Origin of the sequence: Flexivirga alba (assembly GCF_042661025.1) — a bacterium.
In the GTDB taxonomy this organism is placed as follows: Bacteria; Actinomycetota; Actinomycetes; order Actinomycetales; family Dermatophilaceae; genus Flexivirga; species Flexivirga alba.
The window spans coordinates 4,203,583-4,222,213 of sequence record NZ_JBHSWH010000001.1 but is presented as its reverse complement, the minus strand read 5'-3'; the positions used below and the strand labels follow the sequence as shown (position 1 = coordinate 4,222,213).

Below are 18,631 nucleotides of genomic sequence, written 5' to 3'. Positions count from 1 at the left end.
GTGATCTGATCCACGACGAGGACCTTGCCGACACTTGGTACGCCTTCTCCAACGACCGCCAGTTCGGTCGCGCTCGCGCATTCCTCGCCGACCAGGGCATCCATGTGAGCAGCCCCCGCCATACCCGATAAGCTGTCGGCCATGAGGTCGTCCTTGGTCCAGATCGCAACAGACTCCACCGTGCCCAAGCTGGAGGAGAACCATCTGCCGATGCCGCACATCCTCTACGGCTTGATCGCGTTCGCTGTGTTCCTGCTGTTGCTCGGCATCCTGTGGACGTTCCGCAACACCGCCGCCAACCTGAGCGACGGTGCTGAAGGGGAGAAGGAGCACTGACCGTCCGGCTGGGGGTGATGGGCGGCACGTTCGACCCCATTCACCACGGCCACCTGGTTGCGGCCAGCGAGGTGCAGACGCGTCTCGACCTCGATGAAGTCGTTTTCGTGCCGACGGGTCAGCCCTGGCAGAAGGACGGCCGCGGTGTCACCTCGGCCGAGCACCGCTACCTCATGACGGTGATCGCGACCGCGTCCAACCCGCGGTTCACCGTCAGTCGGGTCGACATCGACCGGCCCGGACCCACCTACACACTCGACACCCTGACCGACCTGCACAAGCAGCGGCCGGACGCCGAGTTGTTCTTCATCACCGGCGCCGACGCGCTCTCGCAGATCTTGTCCTGGCACGGCGTCGACCAGATGTGGCCGCTCGCGCAGTTCATCGGCGTCACCCGACCCGGGCACGTGTTGTCCGACCGGGGTCTGCCGCCCGAGCACGTGCGGTTGATGGAGGTTCCAGCGATGGCGATCAGCTCGACGAATTGTCGCCAGCGGGTCGTCGACGACGAGCCGGTCTGGTACCTCGTGCCCGACGGTGTCGTCCAGTACATCGGTAAATATCAGCTCTACAAGCCGGAAGCCGGCGCAATGAAGGAGGCGCAAGGGTGACAGCGACCGCACGGGCCATCGATTTGGCCAAGGCCGCAGCCGCCGCGGCGGAGGACAAGCTCGCGACCGATGTCGTGGCGATCGACGTCAGCGATCAGTTGGCGCTGACGGATGTCTTCGTCGTTGCCTCCGGTGAGACCGAGCGGCAGGTGAGTGCGGTCGTGGATGCGGTCGAGGATCGCCTGCGCGAGTTGGGCAGCAAGCCGATCCGTCGTGAGGGCGGCGGCCGCGAAGGCCGTTGGGTGCTCATCGATTTCGGCGACATCGTGGTGCATGTGCTGCACGAGGACGAGCGCGAGTTCTACGCCCTCGAGCGGCTCTGGCGCGACTGCCCGACCATCGACCTGACGGCGTGAGCACTGCACGAATGAGCGCGGCGCCCCGGCGCCTGGTCGTATGGCGCCACGGTGAGACCGACTACAACGCCACCGGCCGCTGGCAGGGGCAGTTCGACGCACCGCTGTCCGACCGCGGCCGCCAGCAAGCAGCTGCTGCCGCGAAATGCCTTGCGGCATACGACGTTTCACGGATCGTTGCCTCTGACCTGAGTCGCGCAGCCGACACTGCGCGAGCGCTTGCGGACGAGACCGGGCTTACCGTGGGGTTCGACCCGCGGTTCCGGGAGATCAGTGTTGGCAGCTGGGCAGGCCTGACAACACCGGAGATTCGCGCGACACAAGGCGATCTGCTGGACCGGATCAATGCCGGCGAGGACCTGCGTCGTGGCGAGACCGGGGAGACCGTCGCCGAAGTCGCCGATCGGGTGGTGGCCGGTGCGCGGGACGTCATCGGGCAATTGGAAGCGGGGAGACCGCCGCGATCGCCACGCACGGCTTCGCTGCCCGGACCCTGTGCGCGGCGCTCGCCGGCGTACCGCAGCGGGTCGCCTTCCACGCCTTCCACGGGATGAGCAACTGCCACTGGGCGCTGCTTGTCGAGCGCGCGGGTGGCTGGCAGATCGCCGGTTGGAACGTCCAGCAGTCTGCACACGTGATGGCAGGGGCGATGTCCCGATGAGCGATGCGAAGTCGTCCAAGTTCGGCGGTCGCCGCACCATCGCGCCGCGCTGGTTCGCTCGGGCGATGTGCCTCTACCCGCCGCTGCTCGGCGCGGGCATCCGGGTGCGTGAGTTCTCCGACGACTGGACCGTATGCCGAACTCAGTTGCGGCTCAACCGTTTCAACCGCAACCAGCAGGGCACTGCGTTCGGCGGCTCGATCGGGTCGATGTCCGACGCGTTCTTCGCGCTGCTGCTGTGGAACCAGTTGGGCAAGGGCTACTACGTGTGGGACGCCAAGGCTGAAATCGACTACCTCAGCCCGGGCACCTCGACGGTGCACGGTCGCTTCGAGGTGCCACGCGAGGTGGCCGAGCAGATCCGTGCCGAGGCCGAGTCCGGGCAGAAGGTCCTGCACTGGTTCGAGACCGACCTCACCCTGGATGACGGCACCGTCGTCGCGCACGTGCGCCGCCAGGTCTACATCCGCAAGCGCCAGGACAAGCTGTTGCATGCCCGGCCCCCGTGTGCCACATGACCTGCACGTCGTCTCGACGGAGACGCTCACCCCACACCTGACCCGCGTCTGGTTCGGCGGCGACGGGTTCGACGCCATCGCCGCACGCAGTCACACCGACGCCTACGTGAAGCTGGTGTTCCTACAGCCCGGCGATGCGGATCCGATTCGGCGCACGTACACGATCCAGCGGGTTGATGACGAAAACCGTTTGTTTGCAATCGATTTCGTCATACATGGTGATGAGGGTGTCGCCGGCCCGTGGGCTGCGAACGCGGAGCCGGGGGACCGGTTGCCGATGATGGGTCCCGGCGGTGGCTACACGCCGAGCGCCGACGCCGACTTCCACCTGCTGATCGGCGACGAGACCGCGCTCCCGGCCATCAGCGCCGCGTTGCGTGCAATGCCCGATGGCGCTCGCGGCGCGGTGTATGCCGAGACCGGCGACGTCGCCGACGAGCTCGCTCTGCCGCTCCCTGAGGGTTTCGAAGTGCACTGGGTGCGCCGTATCGGTGACGATCACTCGCAGCTGCGGGACGCCGTGCTGGACGCGCCGTGGCCGGATGGCATGGTGCAGGTGTTCGCCCACGGCGAGGCGGAAGTGACGATGCGACAGCTGCGGCCCTACCTGCGGAAGGAGCGCGGCATACCGGCGGCGCTGGCGTCGATCTCCGGCTACTGGCGGCACGGTCGCAGCGAGGAGGCGTTCCGCACCTGGAAGCGTGACTTGGCGACCGAAGACGCAGCTGCGCCTGTGGGCTGACCGAGGCGTCCCCGATTTGGTGCAGCCGCCTCCGGCTGGCTAGAGTATGGCGGTCGCCGGTTCTCCGGATCGACACCCACTCTGGGGCATTGGCGCAGTTGGTAGCGCGCTTCCATGGCATGGAAGAGGTCAGGGGTTCGAATCCCCTATGCTCCACAAAACGACGAAGGACCAGGCACGTTTTTTGCCTGGTCCTTCGTCGTTTTGTGAACACAGTGGATTCGGGAGGAGCCGCAGCGGAGCGAGGACGACGGCTCCCTATGCTCCACAGATCGAAAAGGACCAGGCACGCATCGCTGGTCCCTTTTTTGCGCGTTCTGGTGGTAGGTATTGTCGTTCATAACGACCGAGGAGATGCAGGAGCACGATCGATGACGGACCAGGCTGAGGCGGCTAGGGACCTGCGGATGAGCGGGTTGCCGCGCTTGAGCGAGACTTCTGGATTCCTCGCCGACATACGGCAGGGATGGCGGACCGAAAAGCGTGATCCTGCAGTCGTTTCCGGTGCTGCTGCCGCAGCTGCCGCCCATCGCGAACGACTCGCGGCGGCCCTGCCTGGTCGGGTGATTGTGGTCGGTGCGGGCCGGTCGCCGGTGCGCAACGACGACTGCAACTACGAGTTCCGTGCCCACTCAGACTTCCTGTGGCTGATCGGAGCTCCGATCGAGAGTGCCGTGGTCGTGATCCGGACGACCGGCGGTAGGCCCGATGCGACGCTGTATCTGCCGCCGCCCGCAAAGCCAGGTAGCGCCGGATTCTTCTCTGACATCATTCACGGCGAGCTGTGGACCGGGCCGGTGCCAGGCATTGCGGACTGGGCAGATGCCCTCGGTCTCGACGTGCGACCGCTGGATGACGTCGCCGGCTTGCTCGAGTCCGAGCCATCAGTATTGGTAGGGGGATTCGTCGACGAGGGCCTTGGCGTCATACGACCTGTAGGTGACACGACTCTCGGTGAGACTCTCTCCAGGTTGCGCATGATCAAGGACGAGTGGGAGATCGCGCAGCTGCGGTCCGCCGTCGACATCACGATCGACGGGTTCCGAGCGGTTGGTGCGGAGCTGCCGACCGCCGTTCGTGGCGGCGGTGAGCGTTGGCTGCAGGGCACCTTCAACCGGCACGCTCGTACCTTCGGCAACGACGTCGGTTACGGCACGATCGTCGCGACCGGACGCAACGCCGCGGTGCTGCACTGGACCAGGTGTGACAGTGCACTAGGCGAGCGGGACGCACTGCTGCTGGACATGGGTGTGGAGGGCAAGGCCTTCTACACCGCCGACGTGACCCGAACGATCCCGGTCGCAGGAGAGTTCACGCCGGAGCAGCGGATGGTGCACGACCTCGTCGAACGCTCGCACCGCGCCGGCCTGGACGCCGTCCGGCCGGGCCGGACGTTCCAGGACTTCCACCACCGCTCCATGGAGGTGATCGCTCAGGGGCTGGCCGATTGGGGCATGCTCCCGGTCTCCGTCGACGAGGCACTGTCCCGCGACGGACAGCAGCACCGACGCTTTATCGTGTGCGGCATCGGCCACCACCTGGGCCTGGACGTGCACGACTGCTCGACGTCGACGACGGCCGATTACCAGGACGCTGCATTGCAACCGGGGATGGTGCTCACCGTCGAGCCGGGCCTCTACTTCCACGCCAACGACGAGCAGGTTCCTCCGGAGCTACGTGGCATCGGTGTCCGGATTGAGGACGACCTCGTCGTCACCGAGTCGGGCATCGACGTCCTGTCGGACGCGTTGCCCATCGACGCGGCCGGGTTGGAGCGGTGGACCAGCGAACAACTGCGCGGTTGACCGACGCAGTGGCTCGGCCCGTGGTGTGTATGGCGATGTCCGACGCCGCCTACCGCACCGCGTTCGACGAGGCGAGCCTCGGTCGGCTCCGGAACGTGGCAACAGTGCTGACGAACGACGCGGGTGAGCCACGACTCTTGCAACGTTTCGACAGCAAGGATGTCGACCTGCGGGCGGTGGAGATCCTGATCACCGGCTGGGGCGTCCCACGCATCGATGCAGACGTCCTGCGGCACTTCGAGAGGCTGCGGGCGATCGTCCACGCGGCCGGGTCGGTCAAGGCCTTCCTGGACGCCTCAGCGTGGGACGCCGGTCTCCAGGTGTCCAGTGCGGCCGAGGCAAACGCGGTGCCTGTCGCCGAATTCACCCTGGCCACAGTCATTCTCGCGTGCAAACGGTTCTCGCGACACCTTGCGTCATACCAGGCGACCGGAGAGAAGCGATCGTTCGACGAAGCGGCGCTAACCCACGGCACCCACGGCGTCACGGTCGGGGTGGTCGGTGCCTCCCGGATCGGCCGCCGGGTGATCGACCTGTTGCGCGTGCTCGACGTCTGCGTGCTCGTCAGCGATCCCTTTCTCGATGAGGACGGGGCACGGCGTGCCGGTGCCGAGCTGGTCGAGCTGCCCGACCTGTTGCGACGCAGTGACTTCGTCACGCTGCACGTGCCCGCGATCCCGTCGACCCGGCACTTGATCAACGACCGATCGCTGGCGTTGATGCGCGACGGCGCCGTCCTGATCAACACGGCGCGGGGCAGTCTGGTCGACACTGCCGCCCTCGAGCCGCACGTCGTCTCCGGACGGTTGGACGCCTACCTGGATGTCACGGATCCGGAGCCTCTTCCTGCGGACAGCCCGCTCTTCGGGCTCCCGAATGTCGTTCTCACACCACATATCGCGGGTTCGATGGGTAACGAAGTGCTGCGGATGGGCGTGACCGCCGTCGACGAGGTGGAGCGTGTTGCGCAAGGGCGCCCGCTACGGTTCCCGGTGCTGGCGAGCGAGCTGACCCGCATCGCGTGAGGTGGCCGAGTCCGCCAATATGTGACACAAAATTATCAGGACGCAAACGAATGGTTATGCTTTGAACGTGTCCCAGATATTCGACTTTCCGAACCCGGTCAACGAGAAGGCTGCTCGCACGGTTGCGGCGGGCGTCGTTGTCCTCAGCATCCTGGGCGCGATCACCGGCTGGTGGATCGTCCTGCTGGTGCTCGCCTTTGGTTTCGCCGCCAGGGTCGCCGGCGGTCCAAGGTTCAGCCCGCTCGGCCAACTCGCGACGAGGGTCATCGCTCCACGACTCGGCACCGCCAAGCTCGTCCCGGGGCCACCCAAACGGTTTGCCCAAGCCATCGGGCTCGCCTTCTCAGGCGCTGCCCTTGTGCTGAACCTGGTTGGACTGCAGGGGGTTTCAACGGTTCTGCTGGTCGTGCTCGCCGTCTTCGCGACCTTGGAGAGCGTGCTCGGCTTCTGCGCCGGGTGCTTCGCCTTCGGTCAGTTGATGCGCGCCGGCGTCATACCCGCGGAGACCTGCGAAGCGTGCGCGGACATCAGCCTGCGTGCGAAGGTCCGCGCCTGACGTAAGACGCGGGGGCCAGCAGTGCTCACGCCTGCCGGAAGACCTGCCGCATCCGGCCCAACCCGGTCATCTCGGCCTCGACCACGTCACCGTCCCGCAGGTACGGCTTGGGGTCTGCCTGCCCCATGGCCACCCCGCCGGGCGTGCCGGTGTTGATGACGTCCCCGGGGTGGAGCACCATGACCTGGCTCAGGTAGTGCACGACCGTGGGCACATCGAAGATCAACTGGTCGGTGTTGCTGACCTGGCGGTCGGATCCGTTGACCTGCAACCGAATCGGAGCATTCGACGGGTCGAACTCGTCGGGCGTGACAAGCCACGGCCCGAGTGGATTGAAGCCCTCGCAACTCTTCCCCTTGTCCCACTGGCCGCCGCGCTCGAGTTGCAGCTCGCGCTCCGAGACGTCGTTGGCCATTGCGTAGCCGGCGATGTGCTCGGCCGCCTGCTCCGGTCCGTCCAGGTAGCGAGCGGTCCGGCCGATGACGATGGCGAGCTCGACTTCGTAGTCCGTCTTGCTGCTCCCGCGCGGGATCGGGATGTCGTCGTCCGGACCGACCACGGTCCACGGGTCCTTCATGAAGACGATGGGCTCGGTCGGGATCGCCGCACCGGTCTCTGCGGCGTGGTCGCGGTAGTTGAGTCCGATGCAGACGACCTTGCCGGGCCGCGAGACCGGCGGACCGACCCTGGTCCCCGCGAGGTCGACCACCGGCAGGCGGCCCTCAGCCACCGCTGCGGCGACACGCGCCAGCGAGTCGCGCTCGAGCGTTCGGTGGTCGTAGTCCGGCACCACTGACGAGACGTCGACGACAGAGCCGTCCGGCGCGAACGCGGCCGGGCGCTCCTCGCCAAGATCGCCAACCCGAAGTAGTCGCATGGTTGTCCTGCTTTCGTCAGTCGGTGCCGTGGACCAGCAGTCGGCCGGCCGGCTTGTCGCCGTCGACGGCCACACCACGCACGAACGTGCGGCGCACGACGCCGGTGAGGTGCTTGCCGTCATACGCCGAGACGGGATTCTTGTGCTGGAGTCGGGCGGCGTCCACGACGAACTCCTCGTCGGGCGCGAAGACCGCGAGGTCCGCGTCATACCCGACCGCGAGCTTTCCCTTGTGGCGCAGGCCAATTCGGTCGGCCGGGCGGGACGTCATCCACTCCGAGACAGTCGCCAGGTCGATGCCGCGACGTCGCGCCTCGGTCCAGACGGCGGGCAGCGCGAGCTGCACCGACGCGATGCCGCCCCACGCAGTGCCGAAGTCACCGTGCTCGAGGTCCTTCAGCTCGACCGTCGAGGGAGAGTGGTCGGACGCGATGTAATCGATCGTGCCGTCGGCCAGTGCATCCCAAAGCAACTCGCGGTTCGCGGTCTCCCGGATCGGCGGGCAACACTTGTATGCCGTGCCACCACCGGGCACATCCTCGGCCGACAGCGTCAGGTAGTGCGGGCAGGTCTCGGCCGTGATGTCGACACCGTCGTGCTTCGCGGCGCGCAGAGTAGGCAGCGCATCCGAGGAGGACAGGTGCAGGATGTGCGCCCGGGCGCCGCTGTGCCGCGTGCGCTCAACGACCTGGGCGATGGCGAGGTTCTCGGCCTCGCGCGGTCGGGAGTTGAGGAAATCGGCATAACGCGTGCCGTGTGCCGGCGTCGCGGCGCCGATGGTCGCCGCGTCTTCGGCATGCACGATCATCAAGCCGTCGAACTCGGCGATCGCGGTGAGGTAGTCCTGCAGAGCGTCGGGTGTCAGGGGAGGGAACTCATCGACTCCCGAGTCCAGCAGGAAGCACTTGAAACCGAACACTCCTGCGTCGTGCAGCCCGCGCAACTCCTCCCGATTGCCCGGCACGGCACCGCCCCAGAAGCCGACGTCGACGAAGACCTGGCCGGAGGCGACCATGCGCTTGTAGTCCAGTGCCGGCCCGGTCACCGTGGACGGGATCGAGTTGAGCGGCATGTCGATGATCGTGGTGACACCCCCGGCTGCAGCCGCGCGGGTCGCGGTCGCGAAGCCCTCCCACTCGGTGCGCCCGGGTTCGTTGACGTGCACGTGCGCGTCGACGACACCTGGCATGAGGACCTCGTCGGGACCCAGAACGACCACGGCGGGTGCCTGCAGGCCGGTGCCGAGCGGCTCGATCGCGGCGATCCGGCCACCGGAAATGGCGACCTCGCGAGGAGACTCGCTTCCGTCGACCAGCACGCGAGCACCGCGTAGGACGAGGTCGAGACCGCCCGCGGTGCTGGTGGCTCCAGCGTCGGCCGAACGTGGATCTCCATGCGCAGCAGTGAAATCGGCGATCTGCTGCCGAACCACATCTGGCTGGTTGACGTGCGCCAAAGTGGGGGACTCAGTCATCGGCTCTCCTTGGTAGCGATCCAGCGACCGATCTGCTCACCGGTCAGGGTCAAGAGTGCGGCCGCGTTCGCGATGCTGCGCGCAACGTCCGACTCCAGGTCGGCGAGCGTCCACACAGCATCGAAGCCGCCCGCGACCACTTGATTCTCGTCCAGTGTGCTCACACCGCACACGGCCACGACATGCGGCACACCAGCCGCCCGTGTGATGCGGGCAACGCCCACCGGGGTCTTGCCGGACAGGCTCTGCTCGTCGAGGCTGCCCTCGCCGGTGATCACCAGGTCGGCGCCGCGCACGCGCTCGGCGAGGCCGACGAGATCTGCCACCAGCTCCAGCCCGGTCTGCGGAGTCGCACCCAGTATGGCGAGTGCGGCGAAGCCGACGCCTCCTGCCGCACCGGCCCCGGGCGTGGCTGCCGCGTCATCGACCACCGAACCGATGGTCGCAGCCAACGCCCGGGCGTAGTGGGCGAGTGCGTCGTCGAGCTGCCGGACCTGGTCGGGGCTCGCGCCCTTCTGCGGACCGAAGATCGCGGCGGCACCGGTCTCGCCGAGCAGAGGGTTGTCGACATCCAGCGCGACGACGAAGTCGGTGCGGACGAGGCGAGGGTCCAGACCGGCAAGGTCGACTCGAGTGAGGTCGGCCAGCGCCGCGCCGCCATCGGGCAGCCGGCGCCCAGCTGCGTCGAGGAAACGCACGCCGAGAGCGGCAAGCAGCCCAGCGCCCCCGTCGGTGCACGCGCTGCCGCCGAGCCCGAGCACGATCCGGGTGCAGCCCGCGTCGAGTGCCGCGGCCACCAGCTCGCCGGTGCCTCGGCTCGTCGCGGTCACCGGTGCAAGGGAATCCGTTGGTAACAGGGCAAGTCCGGACGCCGTCGCCAGCTCGACGACGGCGGTGTCGCCGCGTATTGCGAGGACCGCCTCGACCGGCTCACCGATCGGACCGGTCACCGTATGCCGCGAGGCGGTGTAGCCGGCCCGCAAAGCGGCATCGACGGTGCCGTCGCCACCGTCCGCCATCGGCACCAACTCCACGTCGGCCGCGGTGACCCGCGCGATCCCGGTGGCCAGCGCCTCGGCCACGGCATCGGCAGGCAGGGACCCCTTGAATTTGTCCGGGGCGATGATCACTCGCACTGCGCGCTCCGATCGGCTTCTGCCTGCTCGATCACCCGATCGGCAGGATTGCGGTGGGTGCGTCGGCCGCTGACAGTGCGATCTCCTCGAATTCGGTGACCGTGTCAATGCCCGCAGCACCCATGGAGATGTTAGTGACCCGCTCCATGATGACCTCGACGACGACGGGCACCTTCAGCTCAGCTGCCATCGCGCTCGCTTTGCGGAATGCCGCCTCCAGGTCCTCCGGCTGGTGGACCCGAATCGCCTTGCAGCCCAGTCCTTCCACGACCTTGAGGTGGTCCACGCCATACCCCTCGACCTCCGGAGAGTTGATGTTCTCGAAGGCGAGTGACACGTAGTAATCCATGTCGAAGGCACGCTGCGACTGGCGGATCAGCCCGAGGTAGGAGTTGTTCACCAGCACGTGGACGTAGGGGATGTTGTGCTGCGCTCCGACGGCCAGCTCTTCGATGAGGAACTGGAAGTCGTAGTCACCCGACAGGGCAACGACCGGCTGCTCCGGCTTCGCCGTCGCGACGCCCAGCGCTGCGGGCAGCGTCCAGCCCAGTGGACCGGCCTGGCCGCAATTGATCCAGCGGCGCGGACCGAAGACGTGCAGCAACTGCGCACCGGCGATCTGGGACAGGCCGATCGTCGACACATAGGTGGTCTCGCGGCCGAACGCGGCGTTCATCGCCTCGTAGACCCGCTGCGGCTTGATCGGGACGTTGTCGAAGTGGGTCTTGCGCTGCAGGGTGGCCTTGCGCTGCTGGCAGTCCTTGGCCCAGACGGCGTTGTCCGGCAACGGGCCGTCCGCTTGGCGACGGCTGGCCTCGGCCAGGAGGGCATCCAGGAAAGCGCCCGCATCGGAGACGACTCCGTAGTCGGGTGCGAAGACGCGACCGATCTGGGTCGGCTCGATGTCGACGTGGACGAACGTACGCCCCTGCCGGTAGACATCGAGTGCGCCGGTATGACGATTGGCCCACCGGTTGCCGACACCGAGCACGAAGTCGGAGGCGAGCAGCGTCTCGTTGCCATAACGGTGTGCCGTCTGGAGTCCGACCATGCCGGCGTGCAGCGGGTGGTCGTCGGGGATGATGCCCCAACCCATCAGGGTGGGAATGACTGGTATGCCGAGCAATTCGGCAACCTCGACCAGCTTGTCGGACGCGTCGGCATTGATGATGCCGCCGCCGGCGATCAGCACCGGACGCTCCGCCGCCAGCAGCAGATCGAAGACCTTCGCGACCTGTGCCTGCGTCGCGGCAGGGCGGGTGACCGGCAGCGGCTCGTAGGTGTCGATGTCGAATTCGATCTCGGCCTGCTGCACGTCCAGCGGCAGGTCGATCAGCACCGGGCCGGGCCGGCCTTCACGCATCAGCCAGAACGCCTTCGCGAACGTGCCGGGGACCTGCGCGGCTTCCTTCACGGTGACCGCCCACTTGGTGACCGGTGCCGCGATCGACGCGATGTCGACGGCTTGGAAGTCCTCCTTGTCCAGCTTTGCGATCGGTGCCTGACCGGTGATCGCGAGGATCGGCGTCGAGTCGGCGCCGGCGGAGTAGAGACCGGTGATCATGTCGGTGCCCGCCGGGCCGGACGTGCCCAGGCACACACCGATGTTGCCTGGCGCGGCCCGCGTGTAACCCTCGGCCATGTGCGAGGCAGCCTCGACATGTCGGGCGAGGACGTGCCGCATCCCACCGTGGCGACGCATTGCGGCATACAGCGGGTTGATTGCTGCCCCCGGCAGACCGAAAGTCTGTGTGGCGCCTTCCTTCTCGAGGATGAGGACTGCTGCGTCAACCGCCTGCATGCGTGTCATCGCGACTCACCTTCATTCTTCGTGCTGCGGCCGGACAGCTGCTCCACGAGCAGCAGCAGCGCGGAGTGGTCGAGGCCGCCGTGGCCGAGGTTGCGCAGGTCCTGCACGAGTTGAGCGGTCTGACTGCCGAGTGGGATGGCGACGCCGGCCGCGCGCGCCGAGTCGAGCACGATGCCCATGTCCTTGTGGTGCAGGTCGATGCGGAAGCCGGGCTCGAACTCGCGCTTGATCATCGAGGCCGCCTTGCGGTCCAGGATCCGGTTGCCCGCGAGTCCACCGGCCAGCACCTTGACGGCCGCGGTCGTGTCCACGTCATACGCCTCGAGGAAGACCAAAGCCTCTGCGACGAGCTCGATGGTCCCGGCGACGATCAACTGGTTCGCAGCCTTGACGGTCTGTCCGGATCCGCTCGGGCCGACGTGGACGACTGTGCTGCCTACGGTTTCGAGGATCGGCCGGACTGCCTCGAGGTCGCCGGAGTCGCCGCCGACCATGATCGACAACGTGCCCTCGACGGCACCGGCCTCACCACCGGAGACCGGCGCGTCGAGCGCTTTCAGGCCGGCAGCCTTCGCGTCCTCGGCGACTTCGCGGGCGATGTCCGGACGGATCGTCGAGCAGTCGATCCAGGTCGCTCCCGCCTTGGCGGACGCGATCAGGCCCGGCTCGTCGTCCGTGCCACGTGCGACCGCAGCGACGTCGGGGGAGTCTGGGACCATCGTGACGATGACGTCGGCATCCTGCACGGCGTCGGCAACGGACGTGGCGCCCTTGCCACCGGCTGCGACGAGCTTGTCGATCGCCTCCTGCCCGCGGTTGTATCCGACGACCTGGTATCCCGCGCCGACGAGGTTGGCGGCCATCGGCGCACCCATGATGCCGAGGCCGATGACGGCGACGGTGGTGTTGGTGTTGTTCATGATCTGGCTCCTTGGAAATGTATGGCGGACAGGCGTTTTCAGCGCGCCAGCCAGGCGAAGGGGTCTGCGTCGTCGCTCTTGTACTCGAGGCCGATCGGGCCGTCGTAACCACCCTGCTGGGCGGCCTTGATCCAGGTGTCGAGGGAAGTTGCCCGGTGCCCGGAGCGCCGCGGCCGGGTGAGTCAGCGATCTGGATGTGCCCGAAGTCCTGGGCGTGATCAGCGATGACAGCGGCGACGTCGTCGCCGTTGACCGCCAGGTGGTAGAAGTCGGCCAGTAGTCGGACGTTGCCCGCGCCGACCGAATCGATGACGGCCAGTGCGTCGGCAGCCGTCTTCAGGGGGTAGGCGTCGGCGCCGGACACTGGCTCGAGGAGCACCGTGCCACCGAAGGCATCGACAGCCTTTGCCGCATAGGCAAGATTGGCCCGAGCAGCCTCGGCCTCGGCGGCCTCGTCCGCCCCATCGGTGTGCAGCCCGTAGAGCGCGTTGAAGTGCTTGCAGCCGAGGCGTTCGCCGATCTCCACGACGACGGCGACGTTGGCCTGGAACTCCTCCTGGCGGGCCGGGTTGTTCACGATGCCGCGCTCACCCGCCGGCATGTCACCGGCGAAGAAGTTGAGGCCGGTCAGCTGAACGCCGGCGTCCTCGACGGCGGCGACGAAGGCGTCGACCTGGTCGACCGACGGCGTCGCGGTCTGCGGCCACGGCCACCAGAATTCGACGGCATCGAATCTGGCGTCCCGGACAGCAGCCGGCCGCTCGAGCAGTGGCCGGTCGGTCAGCAGGATCGAGGCGTTCACGGTGTGTCGGGTCATGCCTGGCGCCTTTCATTAAATTCCACGATACGAAAACTAAATATTGAATGATGGAAGTGTGCCAAGATGAGAGCCGTTCCGTCAAGGGTGTTGTCCCGTATTGCCGTCGCTTCCGCGCGCGGTGATCCGCTTGCGGCATACTGCGACGAAATTCCGGCGGCAGTCGCCGCCGTCCCCGCACCGGTTCCACTTTTGATCAACCGCACCAGATCGGAGAGGTTTTATGACTCACACCAGCCCCGGATACTCGGTCACGTTGCGCGTCGGACTCACGCCCGGGAAGCGCACGGCAAGTGATCTCGCGGCCGCGGTCGCCGACGCGGGTGCGTCAGTGACCGCACTGGACGTCACCGAGTCCACCCCGGACGGTCTGGTCGTGGACGTCACCTGTGACACCACGGACGAGAACCACGCCGAACGCATTCGCGAATCCCTCATCGCCGCAGGCGGATACGACGTTCGCAAAGTGAGCGACCGGACCTTCCTGATGCACATCGGCGGCAAGCTGTCGGTCGAGCCGAAGGTCGAGTTGCGCACGCGCGACGACCTGTCGCGCGCCTATACGCCGGGTGTTGCACGCGTGTGCCTGGCGATCGCGAAGAACCCTGAGGACGCTCGCCGACTGACGATCAAGCGCAACACCGTGGCCGTGGTCACCGACGGCACCGCGGTGCTCGGCCTGGGCGACATCGGCCCGGAGGCCGCGCTGCCGGTGATGGAGGGCAAGGCGGCGCTGTTCAAGCAGTTCGGGGGCGTCGACGCCTGGCCGGTCTGCCTCGACACCAAGGACACCGAGGAGATCATCTCGATCGTCAAGGCCCTGGCGCCGGTCTACGGCGGCGTCAACCTGGAGGACATCGCGGCACCTCGCTGCTTCGAGATCGAGCGCCGGTTGCGCGAAGAGTTGAGCATCCCGGTCTTCCACGACGACCAGCACGGCACCGCGATTGTGGTCCTCGCCGCGCTGATCAACGCGCTACGCGTCGTCGACAAGAAGATCGAGGACGTCCGCATCGTCATCTCCGGTGTTGGGGCAGCGGGTCACGCCATCATCAAGTTGCTCGGCGCCCAGGGTGCGTCGGACATCGTGGGCTGCAGCCGCTCGGGCGCCATACATCGCGGTGGGACCTACCAGGACGAGCACCGTCAGTGGATCGCTGAGCACACCAACCCGCGCGAAGTGACCGGATCGCTCGCCGACGCTCTGGTCGACGCCGACGTCTTCATCGGAGTCTCCGGCCCGAATATCCTGGGGGAGCAGGAAATTGCTCGTATGGCGGACGACTCGATCGTCTTCGCGCTGGCCAACCCCGACCCGGAGATCCCGGCCGCCGAAGCCGCCAAGCACGCGGCTGTGGTCGCGACGGGCCGCAGCGATTTCCCGAACCAGATCAACAACGTGCTGGCGTTCCCCGGTCTCTTCCGTGGCCTGCTCGACGCGGCCGCGCACAAGATCAGCACCGAGCTGCTGGTCGCGGCGGCGAGGGCGATCGCCGATTCAGTTGGCCCGAGCGAGCTCAACGCCAGCTACATCGTGCCGAGTGTCTTCGACGCCGCGGTGGCCCCGGCCGTCGCCGAGGCGGTGCGCCGGACGGTCGAGTCCCAGCGCCGCTGATCAGGTAGTGGCGAGAGGTCAACGACGCCGCAGTAGTGCGATGCGTGCCAAGTTGCTTGACAGTCGCTTCGCGCCTGACCAGCAACTTTGCCCCACATCCGTACCTGCCTATTTCTGACTCACTGCAGTAGGTGTGTCACGGCAGCGGCCGTCGGCACGCTGTCACCGAAGGTCCAGACGACGTTTCGTGCTCCGAACAGTTCCTCGGTGCCGGTCGCGTAGCCGAGGACGAGCACCAGGGCGTTCGGGCTGACCGCGAGCGCGGCCCGAAGCTGCTCGTCCTCCGCCGCGTCGTGTCCGGGGGACCCCGTCACGACCACACCGGCCGACGGCAGGCCGGCCCGCAAGGCGAACTCGCTGTCGTCTGCGTGTCCTTCGACAGCATCGGGGAGCACGAAGGCCGACGTCACAGAGGAGCCCGGTGCGGTATCGAGCACAGCCTGGACCGTCAGCGCCGGGAGCGCACCCGCCGCGACATTGCGCTGTCGTCGGATATCGAGTATTTGCAAGGGCTTTGGCGCGATCTGGATCGAACCTCGAGTGGCCAGCGACCGGCGTGCGACCGATAGGTCCGCCGACCGATCGATCATCGGCAGGTCCGCCGACCGCGACTGCCGCCAGCGTCGCAACGCATCGATTCGGTCGGCCGCCTCCTCGAGCCGCTCGACCGGTAGGCGGCCCTCGTCGATGGCCCGCACCAACGCGGTGCGCGCTTCGGTGAAGACCTGCAGGTCCTTGTCCGGGCTCGTCGCGCCCAGCACCGGATTGCCCAAGCCGAGCAGGTCGGCGCCGGCGAGCAGTGCCTGGACACAGCCCTCACCCAGCCCGATCGTGTCGCGGATCGCACCCATATCGAGCGCGTCGGTCATGATCACCCCGTCGAAACCGAGCTCGTCCCGCAGCATGGACAGGACCGGTGCGCTGATCGTGGCGGGTCGCGACGGGTCCAGCGCGGGCAGGATGACGTGCGCGGTCATCACCGCGCGCACGCCGGCGCGCACTGCCGCAGCGAACGGCGCGAGCTCACGCTCCCGGAGCAGCTCGATGGGGGCATCGACCCGCGGCAGCCCGACGTGCGAATCCACTGCAGTGTCACCGTGACCCGGGAAGTGCTTGGCCGTTGCGGCGACGCCGGTCGACTGCAGGCCCTCGGCATACGCAATGGCATGTCGGGCGACCAGTTGCGGTGTCGCGCCGAACGAACGCACCCCGATCACCGGGTTGCTCGGGTTGCTGTTGACGTCGACGACCGGAGCCAGGTCGATGTCAATGCCGGACGCGCGGAGGTCCGCGCCGATGGCGGTGCCGACTGCACGAGTGGCGTCGACGTCGTCAACCCGGCCGAGCATCGCGGCTCCGACATGTGGTGAGCCGGATCGTGCACCGAGCCGGCTGACGATGCCGCCCTCCTCGTCGGTCGCGATGAGCACGTCACCCAGGTCGTGCAGTTGCCTCGACAGTGCCGCCGTCGTCTCGACGTCACCGATGTTGTGGCTGAAGTAGACGACACCACCCAACCCGCGCCCGACGGCGTCGGCCAGCCAGCGCGGTGGTTCCTGTAATCCGGCGAACCCGGGTTGCAGGACGGTGTGGACCAACTGGTCGACCCGTCGGTCGACGGTCATTTGACAGCGCCGGACACGAGACCGGCGCCGAGGCGCCGCTGGGCGAGTACGAAGACAATCACGACGGGAAGAGTAACGATAGTTGAGGCCGCCATCAGCCCTCCCCAGTCATTCGTGTTGGCCGTTGAGAAGTGCTGCAGTCCAATCCCGACCGTCAGCACGCTGTCCTTGGACAGGAAGGTCAAGGCGAAGGTGAACTCCTCCCACGCCATCACGAACGAAAACGCTGACGTGGCAACGAGTCCCGGCACCACAAGCGGCAACAGGATCGACCGGAACATCCGCCACCACCCGCACCCGTCCAGGTATGCCGCCTCCTCCAACTCGCGGGGCACTGCGGCGACGAAGCCGCGCAGATTCCAGATCGCGAACGGCAGTGAGAAGGCGATGTAGACCAGAATCAACCCGAGCAGCGAGTTGAGCATCTTCCAGTCCTTCATCTGCAGGAAGAGCGGGATGACCAGCGCCTCGGCCGGGAGCATCTGCACCACCAGGATCAACACCAGCATCGTGGAGCGGAACCGGAACCGGAACCGGGCGATGGCGACGGCCCCCAGCAGGGCCAGCGCTCCGGAGATCACGACGACCGCAACCGTGACGATCGCCGAGTTGAGCAGGTAGCGACCGAAATGGTTGTCCGAGAACACGCGGGTGAAGTTGTCGAAGGTGACGTGCTCGGGCAGCAGGTTGTCGGTGCCCGAACCGTTCCGCGCGTTGAACGCCGTGCTGAGCATGAAGTAGACGGGGAAGAGGGTGAAGAGCAGAAGCGCGACGACTGCGGCCGTCTTGCCGATCGTGCGCCAGGGGAGTTGGTCCTCATCCGGTCTCATCCTCCCGGAACATCAGTCGCAGGTAGGCCAAGGTGATCGCCAGCAGGACCAGCGTGAGCAGCACCGCGATCGCCGAGCCGAGGCCGTACTTCGTCTGATTGATCGACGAGACGTAGGACCAGACACCGAGATTGAACACATCGGGGTTGCTGCCGTCACCGCCCGGCATCAGGTAGATCTGGGTGAACACCTTGAAGTCCCAGATGGTCGACAGGATGGTGACCACCGCGAAGACCGGCCGCAGCAGCGGCATGGTTACTGACCAGAACCGCCGCCAGGCCGACGCGCCGTCGATCTTGGCCGCTTCGTGCAGCTCGGTCGGCACGGTGAGCATCCCGGCGAAGAGCGTCACCGCCACGAACGGGAAGCTATGGTGCACGACGTTGAGCAGCACGATCGCGTAGAACGACCACCGGTCAGTGAACCAGTTGTGCCCCTCCGGCCCGATCAGGCCGAGCCCCTCCAGTAGGTGTTTCACGACCCCGTCGTCCGGTGCGAAGATCCACGTCCAGACGTAGGTGTCCGACACGGCCGGGATCGCCCAGGCGATCAGGATCGACCCAATGATCAGGGCCCGGACCTTCGAGCCGACATTGAGCAGCAGCAACGCGACCAGCGTGCCGAGCACAATCGTGCAGAACACCGCAAGTGCAGCAAACACAACGGTATTGGGCAGGATCGTCTTCCACAGGTATGACGCGGGCAGGCCGGGTGCCCCGGAGAAGATCTGCTTGTAGTTGTCGAAACCGATGCCCACCGGGTGCCCGCTGATCACCTCGCGCAGGTTGTAGCGCTGGAAGGACAGGACCGTCACCCGAACGATCGGGTAGAGCAGCAGTCCGGCAATGACGATCAGCGGGCCGGCCAGCAGCAGCCAGGGCCGTGACTTGGAGATAGGCACGTAGTGGTTCTTCGGT

The 18,631-nt window shown here is 66.9% G+C and carries 19 protein-coding genes, 1 tRNA gene and 1 pseudogene; 12 read left to right on the top strand and 9 right to left on the bottom strand.

The window, feature by feature from the left end; all coding sequences use genetic code 11:
• The first annotated feature begins 141 nt into the window (after positions 1 to 141).
• The 11 genes from ACFQDH_RS21030 (at position 142) to ACFQDH_RS20980 (ending at position 6,610) form a co-directional block, all read left to right on the top strand.
• Complete coding sequence (locus tag ACFQDH_RS21030; RefSeq protein WP_188838242.1) at positions 142 to 336, top strand: hypothetical protein; 195 nt, start codon at positions 142 to 144, stop codon at positions 334 to 336.
• Positions 333 to 947 carry a nicotinate-nucleotide adenylyltransferase gene (gene nadD / locus ACFQDH_RS21025; protein WP_382404923.1) on the top strand — a complete coding sequence of 205 codons (615 nt, stop codon included), beginning with the start codon at positions 333 to 335 and terminating at the stop codon, positions 945 to 947. Before ACFQDH_RS21030 ends, nadD begins: the two co-directional genes overlap by 4 nt.
• On the top strand, positions 944 to 1,303 hold the full coding sequence (gene rsfS, locus ACFQDH_RS21020) for a ribosome silencing factor (RefSeq protein WP_382404320.1): 360 nt from the start codon (positions 944 to 946) through the stop codon (positions 1,301 to 1,303). The genes nadD and rsfS overlap by 4 nt, the downstream gene beginning before the upstream one ends.
• A complete protein-coding gene (locus ACFQDH_RS21015; protein ID WP_382404319.1) occupies positions 1,300 to 1,857 on the top strand; it encodes a histidine phosphatase family protein in 558 nt (185 codons plus the stop codon). Before rsfS ends, ACFQDH_RS21015 begins: the two co-directional genes overlap by 4 nt.
• Complete coding sequence (locus ACFQDH_RS21010) at positions 1,767 to 1,964, top strand: histidine phosphatase family protein (protein WP_382404922.1); 198 nt, start codon at positions 1,767 to 1,769, stop codon at positions 1,962 to 1,964. Before ACFQDH_RS21015 ends, ACFQDH_RS21010 begins: the two co-directional genes overlap by 91 nt.
• Positions 1,961 to 2,482 (top strand): DUF4442 domain-containing protein, encoded by a 522-nt coding sequence (locus tag ACFQDH_RS21005; RefSeq protein WP_382404318.1) that lies wholly within the window; start codon positions 1,961 to 1,963, stop codon positions 2,480 to 2,482. Before ACFQDH_RS21010 ends, ACFQDH_RS21005 begins: the two co-directional genes overlap by 4 nt.
• Positions 2,457 to 3,224 carry a siderophore-interacting protein gene (locus ACFQDH_RS21000; protein WP_382404317.1) on the top strand — a complete coding sequence of 256 codons (768 nt, stop codon included), beginning with the start codon at positions 2,457 to 2,459 and terminating at the stop codon, positions 3,222 to 3,224. Before ACFQDH_RS21005 ends, ACFQDH_RS21000 begins: the two co-directional genes overlap by 26 nt.
• Before the next feature lie 83 nt (positions 3,225 to 3,307).
• Positions 3,308 to 3,380, top strand: a tRNA-Ala gene (locus tag ACFQDH_RS20995).
• A gap of 215 nt (positions 3,381 to 3,595) precedes the next feature.
• Positions 3,596 to 5,029, top strand: coding sequence for an aminopeptidase P family protein (locus ACFQDH_RS20990; RefSeq protein ID WP_382404316.1), 1,434 nt, complete (start codon positions 3,596 to 3,598; stop codon positions 5,027 to 5,029).
• Positions 5,026 to 6,054, top strand: a complete 1,029-nt coding sequence (locus ACFQDH_RS20985) for a hydroxyacid dehydrogenase (protein WP_382404315.1) — start codon at positions 5,026 to 5,028, stop codon at positions 6,052 to 6,054. Before ACFQDH_RS20990 ends, ACFQDH_RS20985 begins: the two co-directional genes overlap by 4 nt.
• 67 nt (positions 6,055 to 6,121) lie before the next feature.
• On the top strand, positions 6,122 to 6,610 hold the full coding sequence (locus ACFQDH_RS20980; RefSeq protein ID WP_382404314.1) for a DUF4395 domain-containing protein: 489 nt from the start codon (positions 6,122 to 6,124) through the stop codon (positions 6,608 to 6,610).
• A gap of 25 nt (positions 6,611 to 6,635) precedes the next feature.
• On the opposite strand, the gene ACFQDH_RS20975 is transcribed toward ACFQDH_RS20980, so the two are convergent.
• The 6 genes and pseudogenes from ACFQDH_RS20975 to ACFQDH_RS20950 all read right to left on the bottom strand — a co-directional run bounded on the left by ACFQDH_RS20975 (position 6,636) and on the right by ACFQDH_RS20950 (position 13,644).
• A complete protein-coding gene (locus ACFQDH_RS20975) occupies positions 6,636 to 7,487 on the bottom strand; it encodes a fumarylacetoacetate hydrolase family protein (protein WP_382404313.1) in 852 nt (283 codons plus the stop codon).
• A gap of 16 nt (positions 7,488 to 7,503) precedes the next feature.
• Positions 7,504 to 8,961, bottom strand: a complete 1,458-nt coding sequence (gene allB, locus ACFQDH_RS20970) for an allantoinase AllB (RefSeq protein ID WP_382404312.1) — start codon at positions 8,959 to 8,961, stop codon at positions 7,504 to 7,506.
• Positions 8,958 to 10,097, bottom strand: a complete 1,140-nt coding sequence (locus tag ACFQDH_RS20965; protein ID WP_382404311.1) for a glycerate kinase — start codon at positions 10,095 to 10,097, stop codon at positions 8,958 to 8,960. Before ACFQDH_RS20965 ends, allB begins: the two co-directional genes overlap by 4 nt.
• Positions 10,098 to 10,128: 31 nt before the next feature.
• The gene (gene gcl, locus ACFQDH_RS20960) at positions 10,129 to 11,907 is read right to left on the bottom strand and encodes a glyoxylate carboligase (RefSeq protein WP_382404310.1); all 1,779 of its coding nucleotides are present in this window, start codon (positions 11,905 to 11,907) and stop codon (positions 10,129 to 10,131) included.
• A complete protein-coding gene (locus tag ACFQDH_RS20955; RefSeq protein WP_382404309.1) occupies positions 11,904 to 12,827 on the bottom strand; it encodes a 2-hydroxy-3-oxopropionate reductase in 924 nt (307 codons plus the stop codon). The genes gcl and ACFQDH_RS20955 overlap by 4 nt, the downstream gene beginning before the upstream one ends.
• Before the next feature lie 38 nt (positions 12,828 to 12,865).
• A pseudogene (locus tag ACFQDH_RS20950) lies at positions 12,866 to 13,644 on the bottom strand (hydroxypyruvate isomerase family protein).
• Between the two features lie 223 nt (positions 13,645 to 13,867).
• On the opposite strand from ACFQDH_RS20950, the gene ACFQDH_RS20945 reads away from it, so the two are divergent.
• Positions 13,868 to 15,259: an NAD-dependent malic enzyme gene (locus tag ACFQDH_RS20945; RefSeq protein ID WP_382404308.1), complete on the top strand. Its 1,392-nt coding sequence runs from the start codon at positions 13,868 to 13,870 to the stop codon at positions 15,257 to 15,259.
• Between the two features lie 119 nt (positions 15,260 to 15,378).
• Here ACFQDH_RS20945 and ACFQDH_RS20940 read toward each other — a convergent pair whose 3' ends face one another.
• Genes ACFQDH_RS20940 through ACFQDH_RS20930 form a run of 3 tightly spaced genes read right to left on the bottom strand, consistent with a single transcriptional unit; the run spans position 15,379 to position 18,615 of the window.
• Positions 15,379 to 16,884, bottom strand: a complete 1,506-nt coding sequence (locus tag ACFQDH_RS20940) for a glycoside hydrolase family 3 N-terminal domain-containing protein (RefSeq protein WP_382404307.1) — start codon at positions 16,882 to 16,884, stop codon at positions 15,379 to 15,381.
• Positions 16,881 to 17,714, bottom strand: a complete 834-nt coding sequence (locus ACFQDH_RS20935) for a carbohydrate ABC transporter permease (RefSeq protein WP_382404306.1) — start codon at positions 17,712 to 17,714, stop codon at positions 16,881 to 16,883. Before ACFQDH_RS20935 ends, ACFQDH_RS20940 begins: the two co-directional genes overlap by 4 nt.
• Complete coding sequence (locus ACFQDH_RS20930; protein ID WP_382404305.1) at positions 17,701 to 18,615, bottom strand: carbohydrate ABC transporter permease; 915 nt, start codon at positions 18,613 to 18,615, stop codon at positions 17,701 to 17,703. The genes ACFQDH_RS20935 and ACFQDH_RS20930 overlap by 14 nt, the downstream gene beginning before the upstream one ends.
• Positions 18,616 to 18,631 lie beyond the last annotated feature (16 nt).